This window comes from Citrobacter sp. RHBSTW-00671 (genome assembly GCF_014103415.1).
Classification (GTDB): Bacteria; Pseudomonadota; Gammaproteobacteria; order Enterobacterales; family Enterobacteriaceae; genus Citrobacter.
Window position 1 is genome coordinate 146,817 of sequence record NZ_JABXPR010000001.1, and the last position, 20,545, is coordinate 167,361.

Annotated in this window: 19 protein-coding genes and 1 pseudogene; 5 read left to right on the forward strand and 15 right to left on the reverse strand. The window is 53.4% G+C overall.

The features are described 5' to 3' along the window. Positions 1-48: 48 nt before the first annotated feature. Both alr and dnaB read right to left on the reverse strand, forming a co-directional pair. Complete coding sequence (alr, locus tag HV261_RS00725; protein WP_202037170.1) at positions 49-1,128, reverse strand: alanine racemase; 1,080 nt, start codon at positions 1,126-1,128, stop codon at positions 49-51. Positions 1,129-1,273: 145 nt separating this feature from the next. Then, positions 1,274-2,689 carry a replicative DNA helicase gene (gene dnaB / locus HV261_RS00730; protein WP_137381179.1) on the reverse strand — a complete coding sequence of 472 codons (1,416 nt, stop codon included), beginning with the start codon at positions 2,687-2,689 and terminating at the stop codon, positions 1,274-1,276. A 61-nt stretch (positions 2,690-2,750) separates the two neighbouring features. Here dnaB and HV261_RS00735 point away from each other — a divergent pair, with 61 nt between their 5' ends. Continuing rightward, positions 2,751-3,734: a quinone oxidoreductase gene (locus HV261_RS00735; RefSeq protein ID WP_202037171.1), complete on the forward strand. Its 984-nt coding sequence runs from the start codon at positions 2,751-2,753 to the stop codon at positions 3,732-3,734. Between the two features lie 227 nt (positions 3,735-3,961). Here HV261_RS00735 and pspG read toward each other — a convergent pair whose 3' ends face one another. The 3 genes from pspG to HV261_RS00750 all read right to left on the reverse strand — a co-directional run bounded on the left by pspG (position 3,962) and on the right by HV261_RS00750 (position 5,931). Then, positions 3,962-4,204, reverse strand: coding sequence for an envelope stress response protein PspG (gene pspG / locus HV261_RS00740; protein WP_048213926.1), 243 nt, complete (start codon positions 4,202-4,204; stop codon positions 3,962-3,964). 133 nt (positions 4,205-4,337) lie between these two features. Then, entirely contained in the window at positions 4,338-5,336 is a 999-nt protein-coding gene (dusA, locus tag HV261_RS00745; protein WP_202037172.1) for a tRNA dihydrouridine(20/20a) synthase DusA, read from the reverse strand. Positions 5,337-5,442: 106 nt separating this feature from the next. After that, a complete protein-coding gene (locus tag HV261_RS00750; protein WP_202037173.1) occupies positions 5,443-5,931 on the reverse strand; it encodes a cupin domain-containing protein in 489 nt (162 codons plus the stop codon). 115 nt (positions 5,932-6,046) lie between these two features. Here HV261_RS00750 and zur point away from each other — a divergent pair, with 115 nt between their 5' ends. Further along, on the forward strand, positions 6,047-6,565 hold the full coding sequence (gene zur / locus HV261_RS00755; protein ID WP_137381183.1) for a zinc uptake transcriptional repressor Zur: 519 nt from the start codon (positions 6,047-6,049) through the stop codon (positions 6,563-6,565). Positions 6,566-6,609: 44 nt separating this feature from the next. Here zur and HV261_RS00760 read toward each other — a convergent pair whose 3' ends face one another. From HV261_RS00760 to HV261_RS00775, 4 genes are all read right to left on the reverse strand, one after another. Next, a complete protein-coding gene (locus HV261_RS00760) occupies positions 6,610-6,819 on the reverse strand; it encodes a CsbD family protein (protein ID WP_005132658.1) in 210 nt (69 codons plus the stop codon). Positions 6,820-6,955: 136 nt separating this feature from the next. Further along, entirely contained in the window at positions 6,956-8,275 is a 1,320-nt protein-coding gene (gene dinF, locus HV261_RS00765) for an MATE family efflux transporter DinF (protein WP_202037174.1), read from the reverse strand. A gap of 121 nt (positions 8,276-8,396) precedes the next feature. Beyond that, complete coding sequence (lexA, locus tag HV261_RS00770; RefSeq protein WP_103777801.1) at positions 8,397-9,005, reverse strand: transcriptional repressor LexA; 609 nt, start codon at positions 9,003-9,005, stop codon at positions 8,397-8,399. A 109-nt stretch (positions 9,006-9,114) separates the two neighbouring features. Then, positions 9,115-9,483 carry a diacylglycerol kinase gene (locus tag HV261_RS00775; protein ID WP_005132664.1) on the reverse strand — a complete coding sequence of 123 codons (369 nt, stop codon included), beginning with the start codon at positions 9,481-9,483 and terminating at the stop codon, positions 9,115-9,117. A gap of 171 nt (positions 9,484-9,654) precedes the next feature. On the opposite strand from HV261_RS00775, the gene plsB reads away from it, so the two are divergent. After that, entirely contained in the window at positions 9,655-12,075 is a 2,421-nt protein-coding gene (gene plsB, locus HV261_RS00780; protein ID WP_202037175.1) for a glycerol-3-phosphate 1-O-acyltransferase PlsB, read from the forward strand. A 54-nt stretch (positions 12,076-12,129) separates the two neighbouring features. On the opposite strand, the gene ubiA is transcribed toward plsB, so the two are convergent. The 5 genes from ubiA to malK form a co-directional block, all read right to left on the reverse strand. Continuing rightward, complete coding sequence (gene ubiA, locus HV261_RS00785) at positions 12,130-13,002, reverse strand: 4-hydroxybenzoate octaprenyltransferase (protein WP_137381186.1); 873 nt, start codon at positions 13,000-13,002, stop codon at positions 12,130-12,132. A gap of 13 nt (positions 13,003-13,015) precedes the next feature. After that, positions 13,016-13,513: a chorismate lyase gene (ubiC, locus tag HV261_RS00790; protein ID WP_005132668.1), complete on the reverse strand. Its 498-nt coding sequence runs from the start codon at positions 13,511-13,513 to the stop codon at positions 13,016-13,018. Positions 13,514-13,693: 180 nt separating this feature from the next. Continuing rightward, a complete protein-coding gene (gene malM, locus HV261_RS00795; protein ID WP_202037176.1) occupies positions 13,694-14,641 on the reverse strand; it encodes a maltose operon protein MalM in 948 nt (315 codons plus the stop codon). A 113-nt stretch (positions 14,642-14,754) separates the two neighbouring features. After that, positions 14,755-16,110 carry a maltoporin gene (locus HV261_RS00800; RefSeq protein ID WP_137381188.1) on the reverse strand — a complete coding sequence of 452 codons (1,356 nt, stop codon included), beginning with the start codon at positions 16,108-16,110 and terminating at the stop codon, positions 14,755-14,757. 91 nt (positions 16,111-16,201) lie between these two features. Further along, positions 16,202-17,311, reverse strand: coding sequence for a maltose/maltodextrin ABC transporter ATP-binding protein MalK (gene malK / locus HV261_RS00805; RefSeq protein WP_005132674.1), 1,110 nt, complete (start codon positions 17,309-17,311; stop codon positions 16,202-16,204). Positions 17,312-17,672: 361 nt separating this feature from the next. On the opposite strand from malK, the gene malE reads away from it, so the two are divergent. Further along, positions 17,673-18,863, forward strand: a complete 1,191-nt coding sequence (gene malE, locus HV261_RS00810) for a maltose/maltodextrin ABC transporter substrate-binding protein MalE (RefSeq protein WP_003031680.1) — start codon at positions 17,673-17,675, stop codon at positions 18,861-18,863. Between the two features lie 15 nt (positions 18,864-18,878). On the opposite strand, the pseudogene HV261_RS27895 reads toward malE, so the two are convergent. Continuing rightward, a pseudogene (locus HV261_RS27895) lies at positions 18,879-18,953 on the reverse strand (hypothetical protein); the annotation flags it as partial. Between the two features lie 40 nt (positions 18,954-18,993). Here HV261_RS27895 and malF point away from each other — a divergent pair. Continuing rightward, a complete protein-coding gene (malF, locus tag HV261_RS00815; protein ID WP_202037177.1) occupies positions 18,994-20,538 on the forward strand; it encodes a maltose ABC transporter permease MalF in 1,545 nt (514 codons plus the stop codon). Positions 20,539-20,545: the final 7 nt, after the last annotated feature.

The window sequence follows — 20,545 nt, forward strand, 5'->3', positions numbered from 1 at the left end:
AATATTGCCGGATGGCGGCGGTCTCGCCTGATCCGGCATATCAGGTAATTAATCGATATATTTCATCGCCACCCTTGAGGTCAGGCGCGTGATAAGTTCGTAAGCACTTACTTTCGTCATTTCAGCGATGCGTTCAACGGGCAGCCCCTCGCCCCACAGAATCACCGAATCACCCGCTTTGTCCTGCGCCTCGGGGCCTAAATCGACGCAGATCATATCCATCGCAACACGACCGACAATCGGCACTTCACGGCCGTTGACCAGCACCGGCGTACCCGACGGCGCAGCGCGCGGATAACCATCGCCATACCCCATCGCCACCACTCCGAGACGTGTGTCGCGTTCGCTCTGCCATGTGCCACCATAACCCACCGGCTCACCGGCTTTATGCTCGCGCACGGCAATCAGGCTCGATGTCAGTGACATCACGGGTTGGCAGCCAAAATCTTCGCCGATGGAGTGATTTTCCAGCGGCGATACACCGTACAGAATCAGACCCGGCCGCGCCCAGTCGAAGTGAGACTGCGGCCACAGCAGAATACCACCCGATGCGGCAATCGAACGCTGCCCCGGTTTGCCTGCGCAAAAGCTATTGAAAATATCGAGCTGCTTTTCGGTCGCGCCACACTCAGGTTCGTCGGCACGGGCAAAGTGGCTAACGATATTGACCGGCTGGCGCACGTTTTCACATTGCGTCAAGCGCTGATAAAACGCCTCAGCCTGTTCCGGACGCACACCCAGGCGGTGCATGCCCGTGTCGAGCTTCATCCAGACAGTGACAGGTTCAGCCAGATCGGCCGCTTCCAGAGCATCGAGCTGCTCCTGGTTATGTACGGCAGTATGCAGACGCTGCGCGGAGATGGTCGGCAAATCGGAAGCATCAAAAAAGCCTTCCAGCAGCAGGATAGGTTGCGTGATCCCACCCGCGCGTAGCCGCAGAGCTTCTTCAAGACGAGCGACACCAAAAGCATCCGCATCCGGGAGCGTTCGCGCGGTCTCTAACAGACCATGGCCGTAAGCGTTCGCTTTCACGACCGCAACCAGTTTACTGGCAGGAGCCAGTTCACGCAGACGTTGCAGGTTGTGTCGCAGAGCGCGGCGGTTAATGACAACAGTTGCCGCTTGCATTTTAATTCCTTAATAAAAGAATCACCTAAATCATTCGTGTTGCAGAAAGGCGACAAGCCCGAGAATCCCCGGCAGCTTAGTAAACTAAGTGACCGGAGTGAACAGGCGTAGTCAACGCATCTGCAGCATGAAGGATGACGGAGATTTATTCGTCGTCGTATTGTGGGCCCGCATAATTGTCGAATCGCGACCACTGTCCGTTAAACGTCAGACGTACCGTACCGATTGGGCCGTTACGTTGCTTACCAATAATGATTTCCGCGATCCCTTTCAGGTCGCTGTTTTCGTGATAAACCTCATCACGATAGATAAACATGATTAAGTCGGCATCCTGCTCGATGGAGCCTGATTCACGTAAATCTGAGTTGACCGGGCGCTTGTCAGCACGTTGTTCCAGAGAGCGGTTAAGCTGTGACAGCGCCACCACCGGCACATGCAGTTCTTTCGCTAACGCTTTCAGCGAGCGGGAAATTTCGGCAATTTCCAGCGTACGGTTATCGGAGAGCGACGGTACACGCATCAGCTGCAGGTAGTCGATCATGATAAGTCCGATACCGCCGTGTTCACGGGCGATACGGCGCGCGCGCGAACGCACTTCCGTTGGCGTCAGACCGGAGGAGTCATCAATATAGATGTTTCGTTTCTCCAGCAAAATACCCATTGTTCCGGAAATCCGCGCCCAGTCTTCATCATCCAGTTGACCGGTACGGATTTTGGTCTGGTCCACGCGTGAGAGCGAGGCCAAAGAACGCATCATGATCTGTTCTGAGGGCATTTCAAGACTGAAGATAAGAACCGGTTTATCCTGCAACATCGCCGCATTTTCGACGAGGTTCATTGCAAATGTCGTTTTACCCATTGACGGACGTGCCGCGACAATAATCAAGTCCGACGGCTGTAGACCCGCGGTCTTTTTGTTGAGGTCGTCATAACCGGTATTCACTCCGGTGACGCCGTCGTGCGGCTGCTGGAACAGCTGTTCAATACGCGCGACGGTGGCGTCGAGCACATCGGTAATATTTTTCGGGCCTTCGTCTTTATTGGCACGGCTTTCGGCGATTTTAAAGACGCGGGATTCCGCGAGATCCAGCAGGTCTTCACTGGAGCGCCCTTGCGGATCGAAACCCGCTTCCGCAATTTCATGGGCCACCGAAATCATGTCACGAACAACGGCGCGTTCACGGACGATATCAGCATAGGCGCTAATGTTCGCCGCACTTGGCGTATTTTTGGATAGCTCAGCCAGGTAAGCAAAACCGCCAACGCTGTCCAGTTGTCCCTGAACTTCCAGCGACTCTGCCAGCGTAATCAGGTCGATAGGTTTACCCATCTCCTGCAGGCGATGCATTTCGGTGAAAATATGCCGATGCGGGCGGGTGTAAAAATCCTCCGCAACCACGCGCTCGGCGACATCGTCCCAGCGTTCGTTATCCAGCATTAAACCGCCCAACACCGACTGTTCCGCTTCAATCGAGTGCGGCGGTACTTTCAGCCCGGCGACCTGCAGATCGCGCTCACGAGCATCAGTCTGTTGTTTGTTGAAGGGTTTATTTCCTGCCATAGTGAATGGAGTTACCGAGATAATGATTGGGTCGAAAGATTACCACATTTCTGGAGGAAGCATGGCAACACGTATTGAATTTCACAAGCACGGCGGCCCTGATGTACTGAAGGCTGTGGAGTTTACGCCCGTTGACCCGGCGGAACATGAAATCCAGGTCGAGAACAAAGCGATTGGCATCAACTACATCGACACCTACATCCGCAGTGGACTTTATCCGCCTCCCTCGTTACCCAGTGGTCTGGGCACAGAGGCCGCAGGCGTGGTCAGCAAAGTCGGCAGCAAAGTGACGCACATTAAAGTTGGCGACCGTGTGGTGTATGCCCAGTCAACACTTGGCGCGTACAGTTCTGTGCACAACGTGCCAGCCGATAAAGCCGCCATTCTGCCTAATGCCATCTCTTTTGAGCAGGCAGCGGCCTCATTTCTGAAAGGCTTAACGGTTTTTTATCTGTTACGTAAAACCTATGAAATCCAGCCCGACGAGCCCTTCTTGTTCCATGCAGCAGCGGGCGGCGTTGGGCTGATTGCCTGCCAGTGGGCAAAAGCGCTGGGAGCGAAGCTGATTGGTACTGTCGGCAATGCGCAGAAGGCGCAAATAGCGCAGCAGGCCGGTGCATGGCAAGTGATTAACTACCGTGAAGAAAGTATCGTCGAACGGGTTAAGGAAATCACCGGTGGTAAAAAAGTACGGGTGGTATACGACTCGGTGGGGAAAGATACCTGGGAAGCCTCACTGGATTGCCTGCAACGCCGGGGATTGATGGTCAGCTTTGGCAACGCCTCCGGGCCGGTAACCGGCGTTAACTTAGGGATTCTGAATCAGAAAGGCTCGCTGTATGTCACGCGCCCTTCTCTGCAGGGTTACATCACCAACCGCCACGAATTAACCGAAGCCAGCAATGAGCTTTTCTCATTGATTGCCAGTGGGGTGATTAAAGTGGATGTCGCGCCTGGTCAGACATTCGCGCTGCACGACGCGCAGCGTGCTCATGAAGTGCTGGAAAGCCGGGCCACGCAAGGTTCAAGTTTGCTGATCCCGTGAGACTTCCCTCTTAAATAATTCAAGCAGCCAACACACCTGCGGTTTGAATTATGACGGGGAAAGAAAGAATTAGGGCTTCCCGCAGGAAGCCCTTTCTTTTTTAGTTCGGCTGTATGTAGGGTACAGCTCGATGAATTCGTTAACCGCGCAATAGTGACAGATTTGATAATCAATTCCTATTTGGTTCTAAAGGCAATGTTGCAGGTTGTGACGTACCGCTCAATACCTTAGTAAAAGCGGCGGTTATTGCGCTGATACTGTGGGACTTTTGGCGCTTTTATCGCCTTAATCACCCACACTACGGCGACGGCCAGCAGCAGCCAGGGAAGCAGTTTAATCATCAACGCAAACATCCCACCGAGGAACATCACTGCCGTCGCCACCATCAGCGCGGCGAGGATGCCCAACAGTGATATGCCAGTGACCATCAGCATGATAAAAAAACCAATCACAAAAAGTAGTTCCAGCATGACGCTCTCCCGAAATGAAATTCTCTCCATGGCATTACAAGAAACATGCCAAAATTAATGCATTGATTTATAAAGAAAACGCCCCGCGATAAAACGCAGGGCGTGGTGAAATTGACTAACTTTTGGTGAGAACTTAACGCTTATCTGCGACCAGTTTCAGCGCATGTTCCAGAACGTTAATATCGGCCCCGGCTTTATGCGCATTTTCACTCAGATAACGACGCCACTGGCGTGCGCCTGGAATTCCCTGGAACAACCCGAGCATATGGCGGGTCACATGCCCCAGATACGTCCCCTGACTCAGCTCCCGCTCAATATAGGGATACATGGCGCGCACCACGGCAACCGGATCGGCATCGTCGGTGGTCGCAGCAAAAATTTCACGGTCGACCGATGCCAGAATACCCGGGTTTTGATAGGCTTCCCGACCCACCATTACGCCGTCCATATATTGCAGATGCGTTTTTGCTTCTTCCAGTGATTTAATTCCACCGTTTATCGACATAGTCAGGTGCGGGAAATCACGCTTCAACTGATAAACACGGTCATAATCCAGCGGTGGAATTTCGCGGTTTTCTTTCGGGCTTAGCCCGGACAGCCAGGCCTTGCGAGCGTGAATGATAAACATCTCACACTCACCTTTACCGGAAACCGTATTGATGAAGTCACACAGGAATTCGTAACTATCCTGGTCATCAATGCCGATACGGGTTTTGACCGTAACCGGAATCGACACCACGTCGCGCATCGCTTTGACGCAATCGGCGACCAGTTGCGCATTCCCCATCAGGCAGGCGCCAAACATGCCATTCTGCACGCGGTCGGAAGGACAACCCACGTTGAGATTGATTTCGTCATAGCCTCGTGCTTCAGCGAGCTTTGCGCACTGCGCCAGCGCGGCCGGATCGCTCCCACCTAGCTGAAGTGCAACCGGATGTTCTTCTTCGCTATATGCCAGGTAATCGCCTTTGCCATGAATAATTGCCCCGGTGGTCACCATCTCCGTATAGAGCAAGGTCTGGCGGGACAACAGGCGCAAAAAGTAGCGGCAGTGTCTGTCCGTCCAGTCGAGCATCGGCGCGATAGAAAAACGATGAGCGGGAAAAGCGGTAGACTGGGATTCAGGCAGCATGGCGAATATTCAAGCATCCGGTTAAAAAAGGGGCGCTACTATAGCATAGACCGTTGCGATAGTGAGCCACATCATCGTGGATAGCGCCCTTCGTCCGCGTGGATCGTCATTTCCGCCCAGGTTTTCCGTCGTGTGGACCAAAAAACTGTGGAGGATGGTCAACCCAGCGATCCTCACGCGTGACCGCATAGACCGGATTGAGCGGATAGTAGATGCGGTTATGCTTCTTGTTCGCCTCACCGACGACCAGCAGCCGCACCTCGTCACTGGTGTTGTTGATAAAAGTGTGGCACACGCCGGTTCCTGCAGGAAAACCGACGCTATCGCCGGGTTCCAGCTTCCATAAGTAACCATTTATCCAGGCTTCCGGGTAGCCTTCCAGCACGTAGATGAACTCTTCTTCATCGCTTTCTGCGTGTGGATAAGAAGTACGACGCCCCGGCGGCAGGCGTTCGTGATGAATACCTAGTCGCCCTAACCCCAACCTGCGGGCCAGCGGCGCGCCAATAGAAAAAAGCTCATCGCTGCCTGGATAGGTGGCGTCATCAGGCCCCTCAACTTCACGCCAGTGGCGAATACAATCGGGTCTTTTCATGTTAATTTTCCAGTGTTGCGATGCGTCAGGTATAGCACACAGCGGTGGATCTCGGCGTTTTAAGCAGAACATGATAAAGTAAGGGATTAACCTTCCACACAAATCGAGGCGCCAAATGGACAAAACCACCACGCAGGAGTTATTGGCTCAAGCTGAAAAACTCTGTGTGCAACGTAACGTGCGACTAACGCCACAACGCCTCGAAGTGCTGCGTCTGATGAGCCTGCAGGAAGGTGCGATCAGCGCCTACGATCTGCTTGATCTGCTGCGGGAAACCGAGCCGCAGGCCAAACCTCCTACCGTGTATCGTGCGCTCGATTTTCTGCTTGAACAAGGTTTTGTGCACAAAGTGGAATCCACCAACAGCTATGTGCTCTGTCATCTGTTCGATCAGCCAACCCATAGCTCGGCAATGTTTATTTGTGACCGCTGTGGCGTGGTAAAAGAAGAGTGTGCGGAAGGTGTGGAAGATATTATGCATACGCTGGCAGCCAAAATGGGCTTTGCTCTGCGCCATAACGTAATTGAAGCCCACGGCCTGTGTCCGGCGTGTGTGGAAGTGGAATCATGCCGCCATCCAGGCGATTGTCAGCATGACCATACCATTCAGGTGAAGAAGAAAGTCGGGCGGTAAATAAAAGAGCGTACGTCCTTGTACTCTCAGGAGGGAGGGGTTAATTACCAGCGGTAATCGTTGCGTTTTTCCCAATCTTTAACTTCTTTCTCCGCCTGATCTTTCGCGTACCCGTATCGTTCCTGGACTTTACCTACCAGCTGGTCGCGTTTACCTTCAATGACCGTCATATCATCATCGGTCAGTTTGCCCCATTGCTCTTTCACTTTACCTTTGAACTGTTTCCAGTTACCGCTGACTTCGTCTTTATTCATCATCAAGTCCTCATCGTTAGGTTGTGAATAGCGAGAGTGCTGCGCCCGGAGACATGCTGTTTTTGCTGGGCGTGATAATAAGTGTAGTCAGGGATTCTGGGTTTTATTTACTATTCAGAATTTTTAACCATAGGCATCAGGCAAACCAGGTGCCATTACGCCAGTGACGTCGCCAGATGAAGGCCAGTGAAAGCCCGCGCAGCGCGAGAAAAACGGTCAACGCCAGCCACAAACCGTGGTTTCCAAGCCACGGTAAAGCCAGTAGCGTTAACGCAAAACCCGCGGCCGCAACGGCCATGCTGTTACGCATTTCCGCGGCACGCGTTGCGCCAATAAACATCCCGTCCAGCAGATAACACCAGACGCCCACCAGCGGTAAAATCACCTGCCAGATGAGATAGCGATCGGCCAGCAGTTGGATTTGCGGCAGCGAGGTCAGCAGCGCCACAATCTGCTCGCCGAACAGGGCATAGACCAGGGAAAACAGGATCGCCACGATACCCGACTGTCGGCAAGCTGCCCGCCAGACATCCAGCAACTGGCTACCATCGCGTGCCCCATAGGCCTGGCCAGAGTGCGCTTCTACAGCATAGGCAAATCCGTCCAGCGCGTAGGCGGTGAACGTCAGCAAGGTCATCAGAACGGCATTAACCGCAATGATATCGCCCCCCAGACGCGCGCCCAGCACCGTGATAGCGCCAAAACAGAGTTGCAGCAGCAGCGAGCGCAGCATGATGTCGCGGTTAAGCGCCAGTAAACGGCGGAAGTTGCCACGCCACGCCTGCTTCAGCATTGCCAGCGAAATTCCGCGCATATGCAGGACTTTACGTACCATCATCAGGCCGATCAGCAAAGTGGCATATTCGGCAATCACCGTCGCCAGTGCCGCACCCTGCACGTTCATATGCAGGCCCATCACCAGCCACAAATCGAGCACGATGTTAAGCACATTGCCGACAATCAGCAGGATCACCGGCGCACGTGCATACTGGACGCCAAGCAGCCAGCCAAGCAGCACCAGATTGGCCAGTGAGGCGGGTGCGCTAAGCCAGCGGATTTCCAGGAACCTTCGGGCCTGTTCCAGCACCGCTTCGCTACCTCCCACGATATGCAACGCCAGGCTGATAATCGGTGCGCGAAACAGTGCGATAAGCAATCCGGCGCCCAACGCCAGCATCAGCGGCTGAACCAGCGCGCGCGCCAGTGCCTGCGGATTTTTCGCGCCGAACGCCTGGGCCGTCAGACCGGTGGTACTCATGCGTAAAAACAGCAGCAGCATAAAGAGAAAACTGGTCGCTGTTGCGCCAACGGCAACGCCACCAAGGTAGACCGGGCTATCCAGATGACCAATCACCGCCGTATCCACCAGTCCAAGCAGCGGAACAGTGATGTTGGAGAAAATCATCGGTAAGGCAAGGTGCCAAAGTGCTTTATCAGAGGAGGTAAAGAAAGGCATGGAAAGGAGCCTGAAAAGAAATTAACGCGTTTTTGTAGGCCCGATAGACATAGCGTCATCGGGTAATTTGCCGGAGAGCGGCGTAAACGCCCTTTCCGGCCTACAGGAAATCAGCAGATCATTACAGCCATTCACCGTTACGAATCACGCCGACAGCCAACCCTTCAATAGTGAAGCTTTGCTCACGCAGATCAACAATAATTGGCTTAAACTCGCTGTTTTCTGGCAGAAGTTCAACCTTGTTGCCCTGCTTTTTCAGGCGCTTAACCGTGACTTCATCATCAATACGGGCAACAACGACCTGGCCGTTACGTACGTCCTGCGTTTTATGCACAGCCAGTAAATCGCCATCCATAATCCCGATATCTTTCATCGACATACCGCTGACGCGCAGCAGAAAATCGGCGTTCGGTTTGAACAGTGATGGGTCAACCTGGTAGTGGCCTTCGATGTGCTGCTGTGCCAGAAGTGGCTCACCGGCCGCGACACGACCAACAAGCGGTAAACCTTCCTCTTCTTCCTGCAGCAGGCGAATACCACGTGATGCGCCAGAAACGATTTCCAGCACACCTTTCCGCGCCAGCGCTTTCAGGTGTTCTTCAGCCGCGTTTGGGGAACGGAACCCCAAACGCTGCGCGATCTCCGCACGCGTCGGTGGCATACCTGTCTGGCTGATGTGATCCCTAATGAGATCAAACACCTCTTGCTGCCTGGCCGTTAACGCTTTCATTCCGCCCCCTGGGTGTATATACAGTTATGCTGTGAGTATATACAGCTAAAGGCGAATTTGGAACCGCAAACTGCACAAAAAACAGGAGATTTATGAAGTTGTGGAATCTTTATCGCAAATGCGACCACAACAGGATGCCCCAGGTGATCAGAGCGACAAAAATAGACAGCAATACTGCAGCCGATCCCATATCTTTCGCCCGGCCAGAAAGCTCGTGGTACTCAGAACCAATTCGGTCGACGACCGCCTCAATGGCGCTATTCAGAATTTCAACGATCATCACCAGCATCACCGAACCAATCAGCAGTACGCGGGTAATCGCGTCAACGTCCAGCCAGCAGGCAATTGCCACCCCCAACAGTACGGCAACGCTTTCCTGACGGAATGCCGCCTCATTGATCCATGCGGCGCGGAAACCTTGCCAGGAATAGCCTGCTGCTTTGATAATCCGAGTGAATCCAGTGGTATTATTGGCCATCAAAAGAACCTTTTTACATTATTAGCGTGAGTATTATTGTCTCATTACCCTGTTTGTTTCAGGGCATAAGCAAAGCTGCGCGAAGTATGACGGGATACCACAGAAATTCACTAAACTTTCTGATATCCTTGCAGCGCATTTGCATTATTAACCAGAGGCTTTACATCGTTTATGTCCGGCTGGCCACGAATTTACTACAAATTACTGAATTTACCATTAAGCATCCTGGTAAAAAGCAAGTCTATCCCGGCGGAACCCGCCCCGGAATTGGGACTCGATACCTCTCGTCCCATTATGTACGTCTTACCGTACAACTCAAAAGCTGACTTGCTGACACTGCGTGCCCAATGCCTGGTGCACGACCTCCCCGATCCCCTGGAACCGCTGGAGATAGACGGGACTTTGCTGCCGCGCTACGTGTTTATACACGGCGGCCCGCGTGTATTCACCTATTACACGCCAAAAGAAGAGTCTATCAAGCTGTTCCATAACTATCTCGATCTGCATCGCAGCAATCCCGATTTGGATGTGCAGATGGTGCCGGTATCGGTGATGTTTGGCCGTGCTCCAGGGCGCGAGAAAGGCGAAGTCAATCCGCCACTGCGCATGCTGAATGGCGTACAGAAATTCTTTGCCGTCTCCTGGCTGGGACGCGACAGTTTTGTCCGCTTCTCACCTTCCGTCTCCCTGCGCCGCATGGCAGACGAACACGGCACAGAGAAAACCATCGCACAGAAACTGGCACGCGTGGCGCGTATGCACTTTGCCCGCCAGCGCTTAGCCGCGGTTGGCCCTCGCCTCCCTGCCCGCCAGGATCTGTTTAATAAACTACTGGCCTCAAAAGCCATCGCACGCGCGGTGGAAGATGAAGCACGCAGCAAAAAAATCTCCCATGAAAAAGCGCAGCAAAACGCTATCGCATTGATGGAAGAGATTGCCGCGAATTTCTCCTATGAGATGATCCGCCTGACGGACCGTATTCTGGGCTTTACCTGGAACCGACTGTACCAGGGGATTAACGTTCACAATGCCGAGCGCGTACGCCAACTGGCGCACGACGGGCATGAAATCGTCTATGTGCCGTGCCACCGCAGCCATATGGACTACATGCTGCTGTCGTATGTTCTGTACCATCAGGGGCTGGTTCCACCGCATATCGCGGCAGGGATCAACCTGAACTTCTGGCCGGCAGGTCCGATTTTCCGCCGTCTGGGCGCGTTCTTTATTCGTCGTACGTTTAAAGGCAATAAGCTCTATTCCACCGTATTCCGCGAATATCTGGGCGAGTTGTTCAGCCGTGGTTACTCGGTTGAATACTTTGTTGAGGGTGGCCGTTCACGTACCGGTCGTCTGCTCGACCCGAAAACCGGCACGCTGTCGATGACTATTCAGGCGATGCTGCGCGGCGGTACGCGTCCGATTACCCTCGTTCCGATTTACATCGGCTACGAGCACGTGATGGAAGTGGGGACTTACGCCAAAGAGCTGCGTGGCGCGACCAAAGAGAAAGAAAGCCTGCCGCAAATGCTACGCGGTTTGAGCAAGCTACGTAATCTGGGTCAGGGCTACGTTAACTTTGGCGAACCTATGCCATTGATGACCTACCTGAATCAGCATGTACCGGAGTGGCGCGAATCTATCGATCCTATCGAGTCTATTCGCCCGGCCTGGCTGACGCCGACGGTGAATAACATTGCAGCCGATCTGATGGTACGCATTAACAACGCGGGCGCGGCCAACGCGATGAACCTGTGTTGTACCGCGTTACTGGCTTCCCGTCAGCGTTCTCTGACGCGCGAGCAGCTAACCGAACAGCTCGATTGCTACCTGAGCCTGTTACGCAATGTGCCGTATGCTTCGGATACGACAGTGCCGACACAAAGCGCCAGTGAACTGATCGACCACGCCTTGCAGATGAACAAGTTTGAGGTTGAGAAAGACACCATCGGTGACATCATCATTCTGCCGCGCGAGCAGGCGGTGCTGATGACCTACTACCGCAACAACATTGCGCACATGCTGGTTCTGCCTTCGTTGATGGCCGCGATTGTGACTCAGCACCGCCGGATTTCACGCGCCGCATTGCAGCAGCATATTGAAGCGCTGTACCCGATGCTGAAAGCAGAGCTGTTCCTGCGTTGGGAGCGCAATGAGCTTGCCGGCGTGATTGATGAGCTGGCCAGCGAAATGCAGCGTCAGGGTCTGATAACCCTGCAGAACGATGAGCTGCATATCAACCCGGTTCACTCTCGCACGCTTCAGCTGTTGGCTGCGGGCGCGCGTGAAACGCTACAGCGCTATGCCATTACCTTCTGGCTGCTGAGTGCGAACCCGTCCATCAACCGCAGTACACTGGAGAAAGAGAGCCGCACCGTGGCGCAACGTCTTTCCGTGCTGCACGGTATCAACGCGCCTGAGTTCTTCGATAAAGCCGTGTTCAGCTCCCTGGTGCTGACGCTGCGTGACGAGGGCTACATCAGCGATACCGGTGATGCCGAACCGGAAGAAACGATGAAGATTTATCAGATGCTGGCCGAGCTGGTCACATCCGATGTGCGTCTGACCATCGAAAGCGCAACGCAGGGCGAGTAAGCATAAAAAAACCGGTCGAAATGACCGGTTTTTATTTTGCGGGCTAAGCCAAACTCAAAGGTGCCAGTAGCTCATCGCCAGCCCTAAGAACAGCACCAGCCCCACATAGTTATTGTTCATAAACGCTTTAAAGCAGGCATCCCGTTCACGATCGACAATCAGTTTCTGCTGATACACAAACAGCGCGCCCGCCACCAGCAGTGACCAGTAATAGCCCAGTCCCAACCCGTTTAACCAGCCCACCGTCGCCATCAGCGCCAAAACACCGACCTGCAGAATGCCAATAATCAGCTTATCGTTCTGACCGAACAGAATGGCGGTCGATTTAATGCCAATCTTCAGATCGTCATCACGGTCAACCATCGCATACTGAGTGTCATACGCCACCGCCCAGAGAATGTTGGCGAGGAACATCAGCCAGCAGCTCAGCGGTACAGATTCACTGACGGCGGCGAACGCCATGGGAATAGACCAGCCAAACGCCGCCCCCAGCACCACCTGCGGCAGGTGCGTATAGCGTTTCATGAAGGGATAAACCCACGCCAGTGCTAACGCCGCAACGGACAACAAAATCGTCATCGTGTTAAGAGTCAGAACCAGCAGGAAGGCGAGCAACACCAGCACAACAAACAGCGTTCGGGCCTCTTTCTCCGTGACTGCACCGCTCGGCAGCGGTCGGTTTGCGGTGCGTTTGACGTGTCCGTCAAATTTCCTGTCGGCATAATCATTCACCACGCATCCGGCAGCGCGCATCAGCCACACACCGGCGACAAACACCGCCAGTATCCACAATTGCGGTACGCCAGGGGTCGCTACCCACAGCGCCCACAGCGTCGGCCAGAGCAGCAGTAAGGCGCCAATTGGCTTATCCGTACGCATCAAGCGGTGAAAAGCCAGCAGCTTATTCTGCGTCAGACTCCACTCCATCTTTATCTTCCTCTCAGTACAACGGCGATGCAGGCAAAAAAAGCTCGGTAAGCATCAGCGGCTTACCGCTCAGCCGCAGGCGGGAACGGCGTCCCCACAGCGCTGCATCGCGGCCAATCTCAATAAAATCGCGGGTCAATGTCGATGATGTAAACAGATAGCGCCCGAGCGGGGTTTTCCCCAGATTTTGTAAAGCCAGTTCGGGGCCGCACAAGGTGGATTCCGGCACGACAGTCCGACCGGCAAGCCACGGCTCACCATCCGCGCATAACAGGATTTCCCGCAACCAATAGCGGGATTCTGCCGGCAACAGCGTCAACTCTTCAGTGACCTCATTTTGCCCAACGAATCCTTCTCGTATCAATGTTACGGTGACCTGTTTTCCCTGCTGCTCAAAACGTTTGGTCATGGAATCTTCCAGTAACAACCAGTCGAGCAATTGAGGGTCAAGCGACGGGATCGCATCAAAATAACGCAGAGCACGCAGCTGCGTTAACGCGGGGTGTGGCATGCCTTACTCTCCGATTCATAACCTGAGGGCATTGTATCGCAGAAAAGGCTTTGCGGGGTGAGCAAACACGATTAAGTGATCGGTAGGGCAACATAAGTGTAACAAGTAGCATCGAAGGATAAAAAAAGGTGCGCCAGGAGACGCACCAGTTGTTGCAAAATCAACAATGTGGGGAGATGGTTACCCCTTGCCTTTTACACTGCTGATAAAGGTGGAACGGGCAGATTTGGATCCCAGACGTTCAGCTTCATCAAGCAGCTTCAGCGCTTTATCAACATCACCTTTCGCCACGGCATCCTTAATCGCCTGGTTAAAATAGTTCTCAGTGTCATTCAGCACCGGTTCACTTTTCTTCACGGGTTGCGGTGCCGGCGCGGCTACCGCGGCAGCCGGAGCCGCATAAGCCACCGCAGGCGCTGCGGTATTACCCACCGTCACCGGCCCCGGGCCAGAGGAACCAAATAACGGCCCAACCAGCACGCTGGAGGTGCTGTTGGTTTTCACCTGCAGTTTCACCAGACCATCGGTAGTATGGCGGGCAATCGGGTCCGGAATATCCGGAACAGCGTTGCCCACGCCCTTGGCATACGCTTTCGCCGGGTCAAGCAGCGTGGTGGTCTGTTGGAGATCTTTATCAGTAGTAAAGACCAGAACATAAAGCTTCTGCTGTCCCAGTGCAGGCGTCAGACGCATCACCCCTTCCAGGCGATCCGCACTCATTACACCCGGTGCCTGGTAGGTAAAGTAACTGCTGGGAAAGAACGCAGATGGCGTCATGTTCTGATCAAGAATTAAGACGTTTGGCGCAAATACGCTGGTTTGTTTGTTAACTTCACTGCTCAGCGTCAGGGTCAGTTCCCCAATGTTGGCCGGTACGCTATAGGCGGCAACCGGGCCGCTAATACCGGCAATGTCCAGACGCTGTCCCGCTGTCGCCAACGGGGTTGACTGGGTTTTCGATTGGTCGACTGGCGTCCAGGCCAGCTGTTGCAATGCAGCCGTCGGAATCGACGGTGCAGCGGCGGTGTCCTGCGGAACGATATTCACATCGGCCAGGCTGATTCCAGGAACGCTGGCAAATAACCCTGCCGATAAACAAAGGGCAACGAGACTTTTCTTCATTTTCATTGTTATCACCTCAGATAGCATGGGTTCAGCGGTGGCCAGGCAATAGCGCGCTAAACCGTAAGTAAGAGGGGCTTACGCCCCTCTTTAGGTCATTACGTCAGGTTAATGCTGGATTACCACCAGATTTCCATCTGGGCACCGAAGGACCACTCGTCGCTATCGCCACGGCTGGTTGTGCTGATACCGGAGTTAGTTGCAGCAGCATATTTAGAGACCGAATCTCCGTTTTTCACATAGCCCCATTCTTCATCCCATTTGGCATAGGTTGCAAAGACGCGGATTGCCGGACGAGACCAGATGCTATCGCCTGCCTGCCACTGTTGCGCCAGGGTGATTTTGTATTGGCTGTTGCGATCGCCAGTCTGTTGAGATTTGACGTTGTCGTAGCCGACTTCCATCAGGGTGCTCATGATTGGCGTCCATTTGTACATCGGACGAATACCCACGGTGTACCATTCAGTACCCAGGTCGTTATCCATGTCGATATTCTGATACATACCGACGTACATCAGGTCCCACTTGTCGCCCAGAGAGATAGCACCGTGGTCAAGTACGCGCACCAGGCTACCGTTGTTATTGATGTTGTTGTTTATATGATGGATAACGGGATCATTTGGTGTTGCCTGGGTATCGAAGGTTGAACCGTAAGTACCCTGCGAGCCACCTTTACCCTGGGTGGTCATCGCGTCAGTTGCATACTGAACCACGAACTTGTTATAGCCCTTCAGCATGCTCTGAGTATGTTCTGCAGTGAACATCCAGCCATCTTTAGACGCGCTATCCGCGTAGCTATAACCGTCAGTTTTATTCGCACGACCGTAGTCAACACCCAGTTCCAGCATGCCGTCCGGGTTAATGGCCATCTGCGCTAAACGCATGTCGAATACGTCGTTCGCGGTATCTTTGGATGTGTCGTAGATATTCTGGCTACTGAAGGTGTAAGAACCGCCCGCTTCCTGAGAACGGGTTGCGGCCAGAGACAGTTTACCGAAGCCCAGATCGATGTTTTCAATACCGGCGCCAGGACCTGAAATATCCCAGTAGTAGAAGTCGATCATATGGACGTCATGACGCTGATAGAAACGTTTGCCGGCCCAGATGGTGGAACCTGGCAGCCATTCAATCAGGTTTTTACCCTGCACGTTGGCTTCACGGAAAGCAGGATCGGTCGCTTCCCAGTCATTCTGCTGTGCAACAGAGTAGGCAACGTTAGTGTCGAAATAGAAGCTCTTATCGCCCTCTTTCCACACTTCCTGACCTAATTTGATTTCCGCATAGGTTTCACATTCGTTACCAAGACGGTATTTACTTTGGGCACCGGTTGCCTGGAAACACTGTTGTTCCCCGCCGCTACCTGTCCAGCCAATGCCGGAACGAGCATAACCATGGAAATCCACAGCCATTGCCTGAACAGACATAATGCCTGCTGCCACAGCAACCGCCAGAGGGAGTTTGCGCAGAGTAATCATCGTTCTATCTCCTGAGATCATTGCTTTTCTTTAAACGCTGCCACCTTCTGCAACTACGAATGGTTTTGCGTTTCGTTTTTTTATGGGGACCTTAAACGCCCGGCTCCTGATGCAACCGACGACATGCAGTGCCATCCTCACGGAACAGATGGCAACGCTCTGGCGGCAGGCCGATAGCGAATGTGGCACCCTCTTCTACCAACACCACGTCGTTCTGGCGGTAAACCAGGTTCTGACGGATGGCGGGGATCTGGATATGGATTTGTGTTTCGTGACCCAACTGCTCGACTACCTGTACTTCACCTTCAAGGGTGACATCAGCAATATCGCTGGGCAGCAGATGTTCCGGGCGGATACCTAAAGACATATTGGCGCCGACCTGCACCGCACGGCTTTCCACTGGTAGCCATATTTGCTGGCGGTTAGGCAGCTCAACCTGAACCTGATCGATCGCCGTTGCCGTCACTTTCACCGGCAGGAAGTTCATCTTTGGCGAACCAATAAACCCGGCAACAAAGCGGTCAGCTGGGTAGTGGTACAGCTCGAGGGGTTTACCAACCTGCGCGACGCGGCCGGCATCCAGCACCACAATTTTGTCGGCCAGGGTCATCGCTTCGACCTGATCGTGGGTGACGTAAATCATCGTGCGACCAAGACGCTTATGCAGGCGGGATATTTCAATGCGCATCTGGACGCGCAGTGCGGCATCGAGGTTTGACAGCGGTTCGTCCAACAGAAAGACACGCGGCTCTGCAACCAACGTACGGCCAATCGCCACACGCTGACGTTGTCCACCGGAGAGCGCTTTGGGTTTGCGCTCCAGCAGATGGGCCAGTTGCAGCACTTCCGCGACCTGATTAACACGCTGGTTCATCACCTCTTTTTTCGCACCAGCGAGTTTGAGGCCGAATGACATGTTTTCAGCGACGGACAAATGGGGATACAGCGCATAGGACTGGAAGACCATCCCCACACCACGTTCGGCGGGTGGAATGTCGTTCATCCGGGTCTCCCCGATAAACAAATCACCACTGGTGATGGTTTCAAGTCCGGCGATCATACGCAGCAAGGTTGACTTACCACAGCCTGACGGTCCGACAAACACCACGAATTCCCCTTCGTGAATGTCGAGATTGATATCTTTCGATACCACCACGTCACCCCAGGCTTTCGTTACATTTCGCAGCTGTACGCTCGCCATGCCCTTCTCCCTTCGTTACAACCTGTCATCGACAGCAACATTCATTGATGGATTGACTATGCGTTATCCCTTAACGGCGTGAATCCTCCACCCCCCAGCTTTTTTATGGGGGAGGAGGCGGGAGGATGAGAGAGCAGCGTCTGAGACCCTGGCTACCTGCCTCAGAGGAATTTCGTGATGCAGCCTGCAAAAATCAGTGGGTTTTTATGTGCGCCAGTACGCATTACTCACATTTATGTAACACAGATCACATAAAGAACGGGTGGGGCGTAGGGGTAAGGAGGATGGAAAGAGGTTGTCGTATAAAGAAACTAGTAACCGTTAAGCCACCTCTGCAAAATCACCAAACAGGATGGGAACTATGAAAATCAAAACTGGCGCACGCATCCTCGCATTGTCCGCATTGACGACGATGATGTTCTCCGCCTCGGCTCTCGCCAAGATTGAAGAAGGTAAGCTGGTTATCTGGATTAACGGCGATAAAGGCTACAACGGCCTCGCTGAAGTGGGCAAAAAATTCGAGAAAGACACGGGAATTAAAGTCACCATTGAGCATCCTGACAAGCTGGAAGAAAAATTCCCACAGGTTGCTGCGACCGGTGATGGCCCGGACATTATCTTCTGGGCGCATGACCGTTTTGGTGGTTACGCACAGTCTGGCCTGCTGGCTGAAATCACGCCGGACAAAGCGTTCCAGGACAAACTCTATCCGTTCACCTGGGATGCCGTACGCTATAACGGCAAGCTGATTGCCTACCCAATCGCGGTTGAAGCGCTGTCGCTGATTTATAACAAAGACCTCGTGCCGAACCCGCCAAAAACCTGGGAAGAGATCCCGGCGCTGGATAAAGAGCTGAAGGCGAAAGGTAAATCTGCACTGATGTTCAACCTGCAAGAACCGTACTTCACCTGGCCGCTGATTGCTGCCGACGGTGGTTACGCATTCAAGTTTGAAAACGGTAAGTACGATGTGAAAGACGTCGGCGTGGATAACGCTGGCGCGAAAGCCGGTCTGACCTTCCTGGTTGATCTCATCAAGAACAAACACATGAACGCGGATACCGACTATTCCATCGCTGAAGCGGCCTTTAACAAAGGCGATACCGCGATGACCATTAACGGTCCGTGGGCATGGTCGAACATCGACAAGAGCAAAATCAACTACGGCGTAACGCTGCTGCCAACCTTCAAAGGCAAAGCGTCTAAACCGTTTGTTGGGGTACTGAGCGCCGGTATTAACGCCGCCAGCCCGAACAAAGAACTGGCGAAAGAGTTCCTCGAAAACTACCTGCTGACCGATCAGGGTCTGGATGAAGTGAACAAGGACAAACCGCTGGGCGCCGTTGCGCTGAAATCCTTCCAGGATCAATTAGCAAAAGATCCTCGCATCGCGGCCACCATGGATAACGCCCAGAAAGGCGAAATCATGCCGAACATCCCGCAGATGTCAGCATTCTGGTACGCCGTTCGTACCGCAGTGATCAACGCAGCCAGCGGTCGTCAGACTGTTGATGCTGCACTGAAAGACGCGCAGGGTCGTATCACCAAGTAGTGCTGTAGCACACGTGCCGGATGGCGGCATAAATGCCTTATCCGGCCTACAACTCACCGTAGGCCTGATAAGCGCAGCGCCATCAGGCACTTTTGCCGACAGATGTTCAATGTTGTAGAGGAAGATCCCCATGGATGTCATTAAAAAGAAACACTGGTGGCAAAGCGACACGCTGAAATGGTCAGTGATGGGTCTGCTTGGGCTGCTGGTCGGTTACCTTGTTGTTTTGATGTACGCTCAGGGGGAGTACCTGTTTGCCATCATGACGCTGATTTTAAGCTCTGCTGGCCTGTATATTTTCGCTAACCGTAAAGCCTATGCCTGGCGCTATGTTTATCCTGGCGTCGCGGGTATGGGGCTGTTTGTTCTGTTTCCGTTGCTTTGCACCATTGCCATTGCCTTTACCAACTACAGCAGCACTAACCAGCTGACCTTTGAACGCGCTCAACAAGTCCTGATGGAGCGTTCATATCAGGCGGGCAAAACCTATAATTTCGGCTTGTATCCGGCGGGTGATGAGTGGCAACTGGCCCTTACCGACGGTGAAACAGGAAAAAATTATGTTTCCGACGCCTTTAAATTTGGCGGCGAGCAGAAACTGCAACTGAAGGATGCTGATGCACTGCCAACTGGCGAACGTGCGACGCTGCGCATCATCACCCAGAATCGTCAGGCGCTGACGCAGTTAACGGCCATTCTGCCGGATGACAGCAAAGTTATCATGAGTTCACTGCGTCAGTTCTCCGGCACGCAGCCGCTCTATACGCTCGCTGATGACGGCACGCTCACCAATAACCAGAGCGGCGTAAAATACCGCGCCAACAACGATGTTGGTTACTATCAGGCGATTAACGCTGACGGGAGCTGGGGTACAGAAAAACTCAGCCCAGGCTATACCGTCGCCATTGGGTGGGACAACTTCACCCGCGTCTTTACCGATGAAGGCATCCAGAAGCCGTTCTTCGCCATCTTTGTCTGGACAGTGGTGTTCTCAGTCCTGACGGTAATCCTCACCGTTGCGGTAGGGATGGTGCTGGCCTGTCTGGTGCAGTGGGAATCCCTGAAAGGCAAAGCGATTTACCGCGTCCTGCTGATCCTGCCCTATGCCGTGCCGTCGTTTATCTCGATTCTGATTTTCAAAGGATTGTTCAACCAAAGCTTTGGTGAAATCAACATGATGCTGAGCACACTGTTTGGCATCAAACCGGCCTGGTTCAGCGACCCAACCACCGCACGCTCGATGATTATTATCGTCAACACCTGGCTGGGTTATCCGTACATGATGATCCTGTGCATGGGGCTGCTGAAGGCGATTCCTGATGACCTGTATGAAGCATCAGCAATGGATGGCGCCGGCCCGTTCCAGAACTTCTTTAAGATTACGCTTCCGCTGCTGATTAAGCCGCTAACGCCGCTGATGATTGCCAGCTTTGCCTTTAACTTTAACAACTTCGTGCTGATTCAGCTGTTGACCAACGGTGGCCCGGATAGACTTGGCACCACCACGCCAGCCGGTTATACCGACCTGCTCGTGAGCTACACCTACCGTATCGCCTTTGAAGGCGGTGGCGGGCAGGACTTCGGTCTGGCGGCGGCGATTGCCACGCTGATCTTCCTGCTGGTAGGCGCACTGGCGATCGTGAACCTGAAAGCCACACGTATGAAGTTTGATTAAGGGAGAT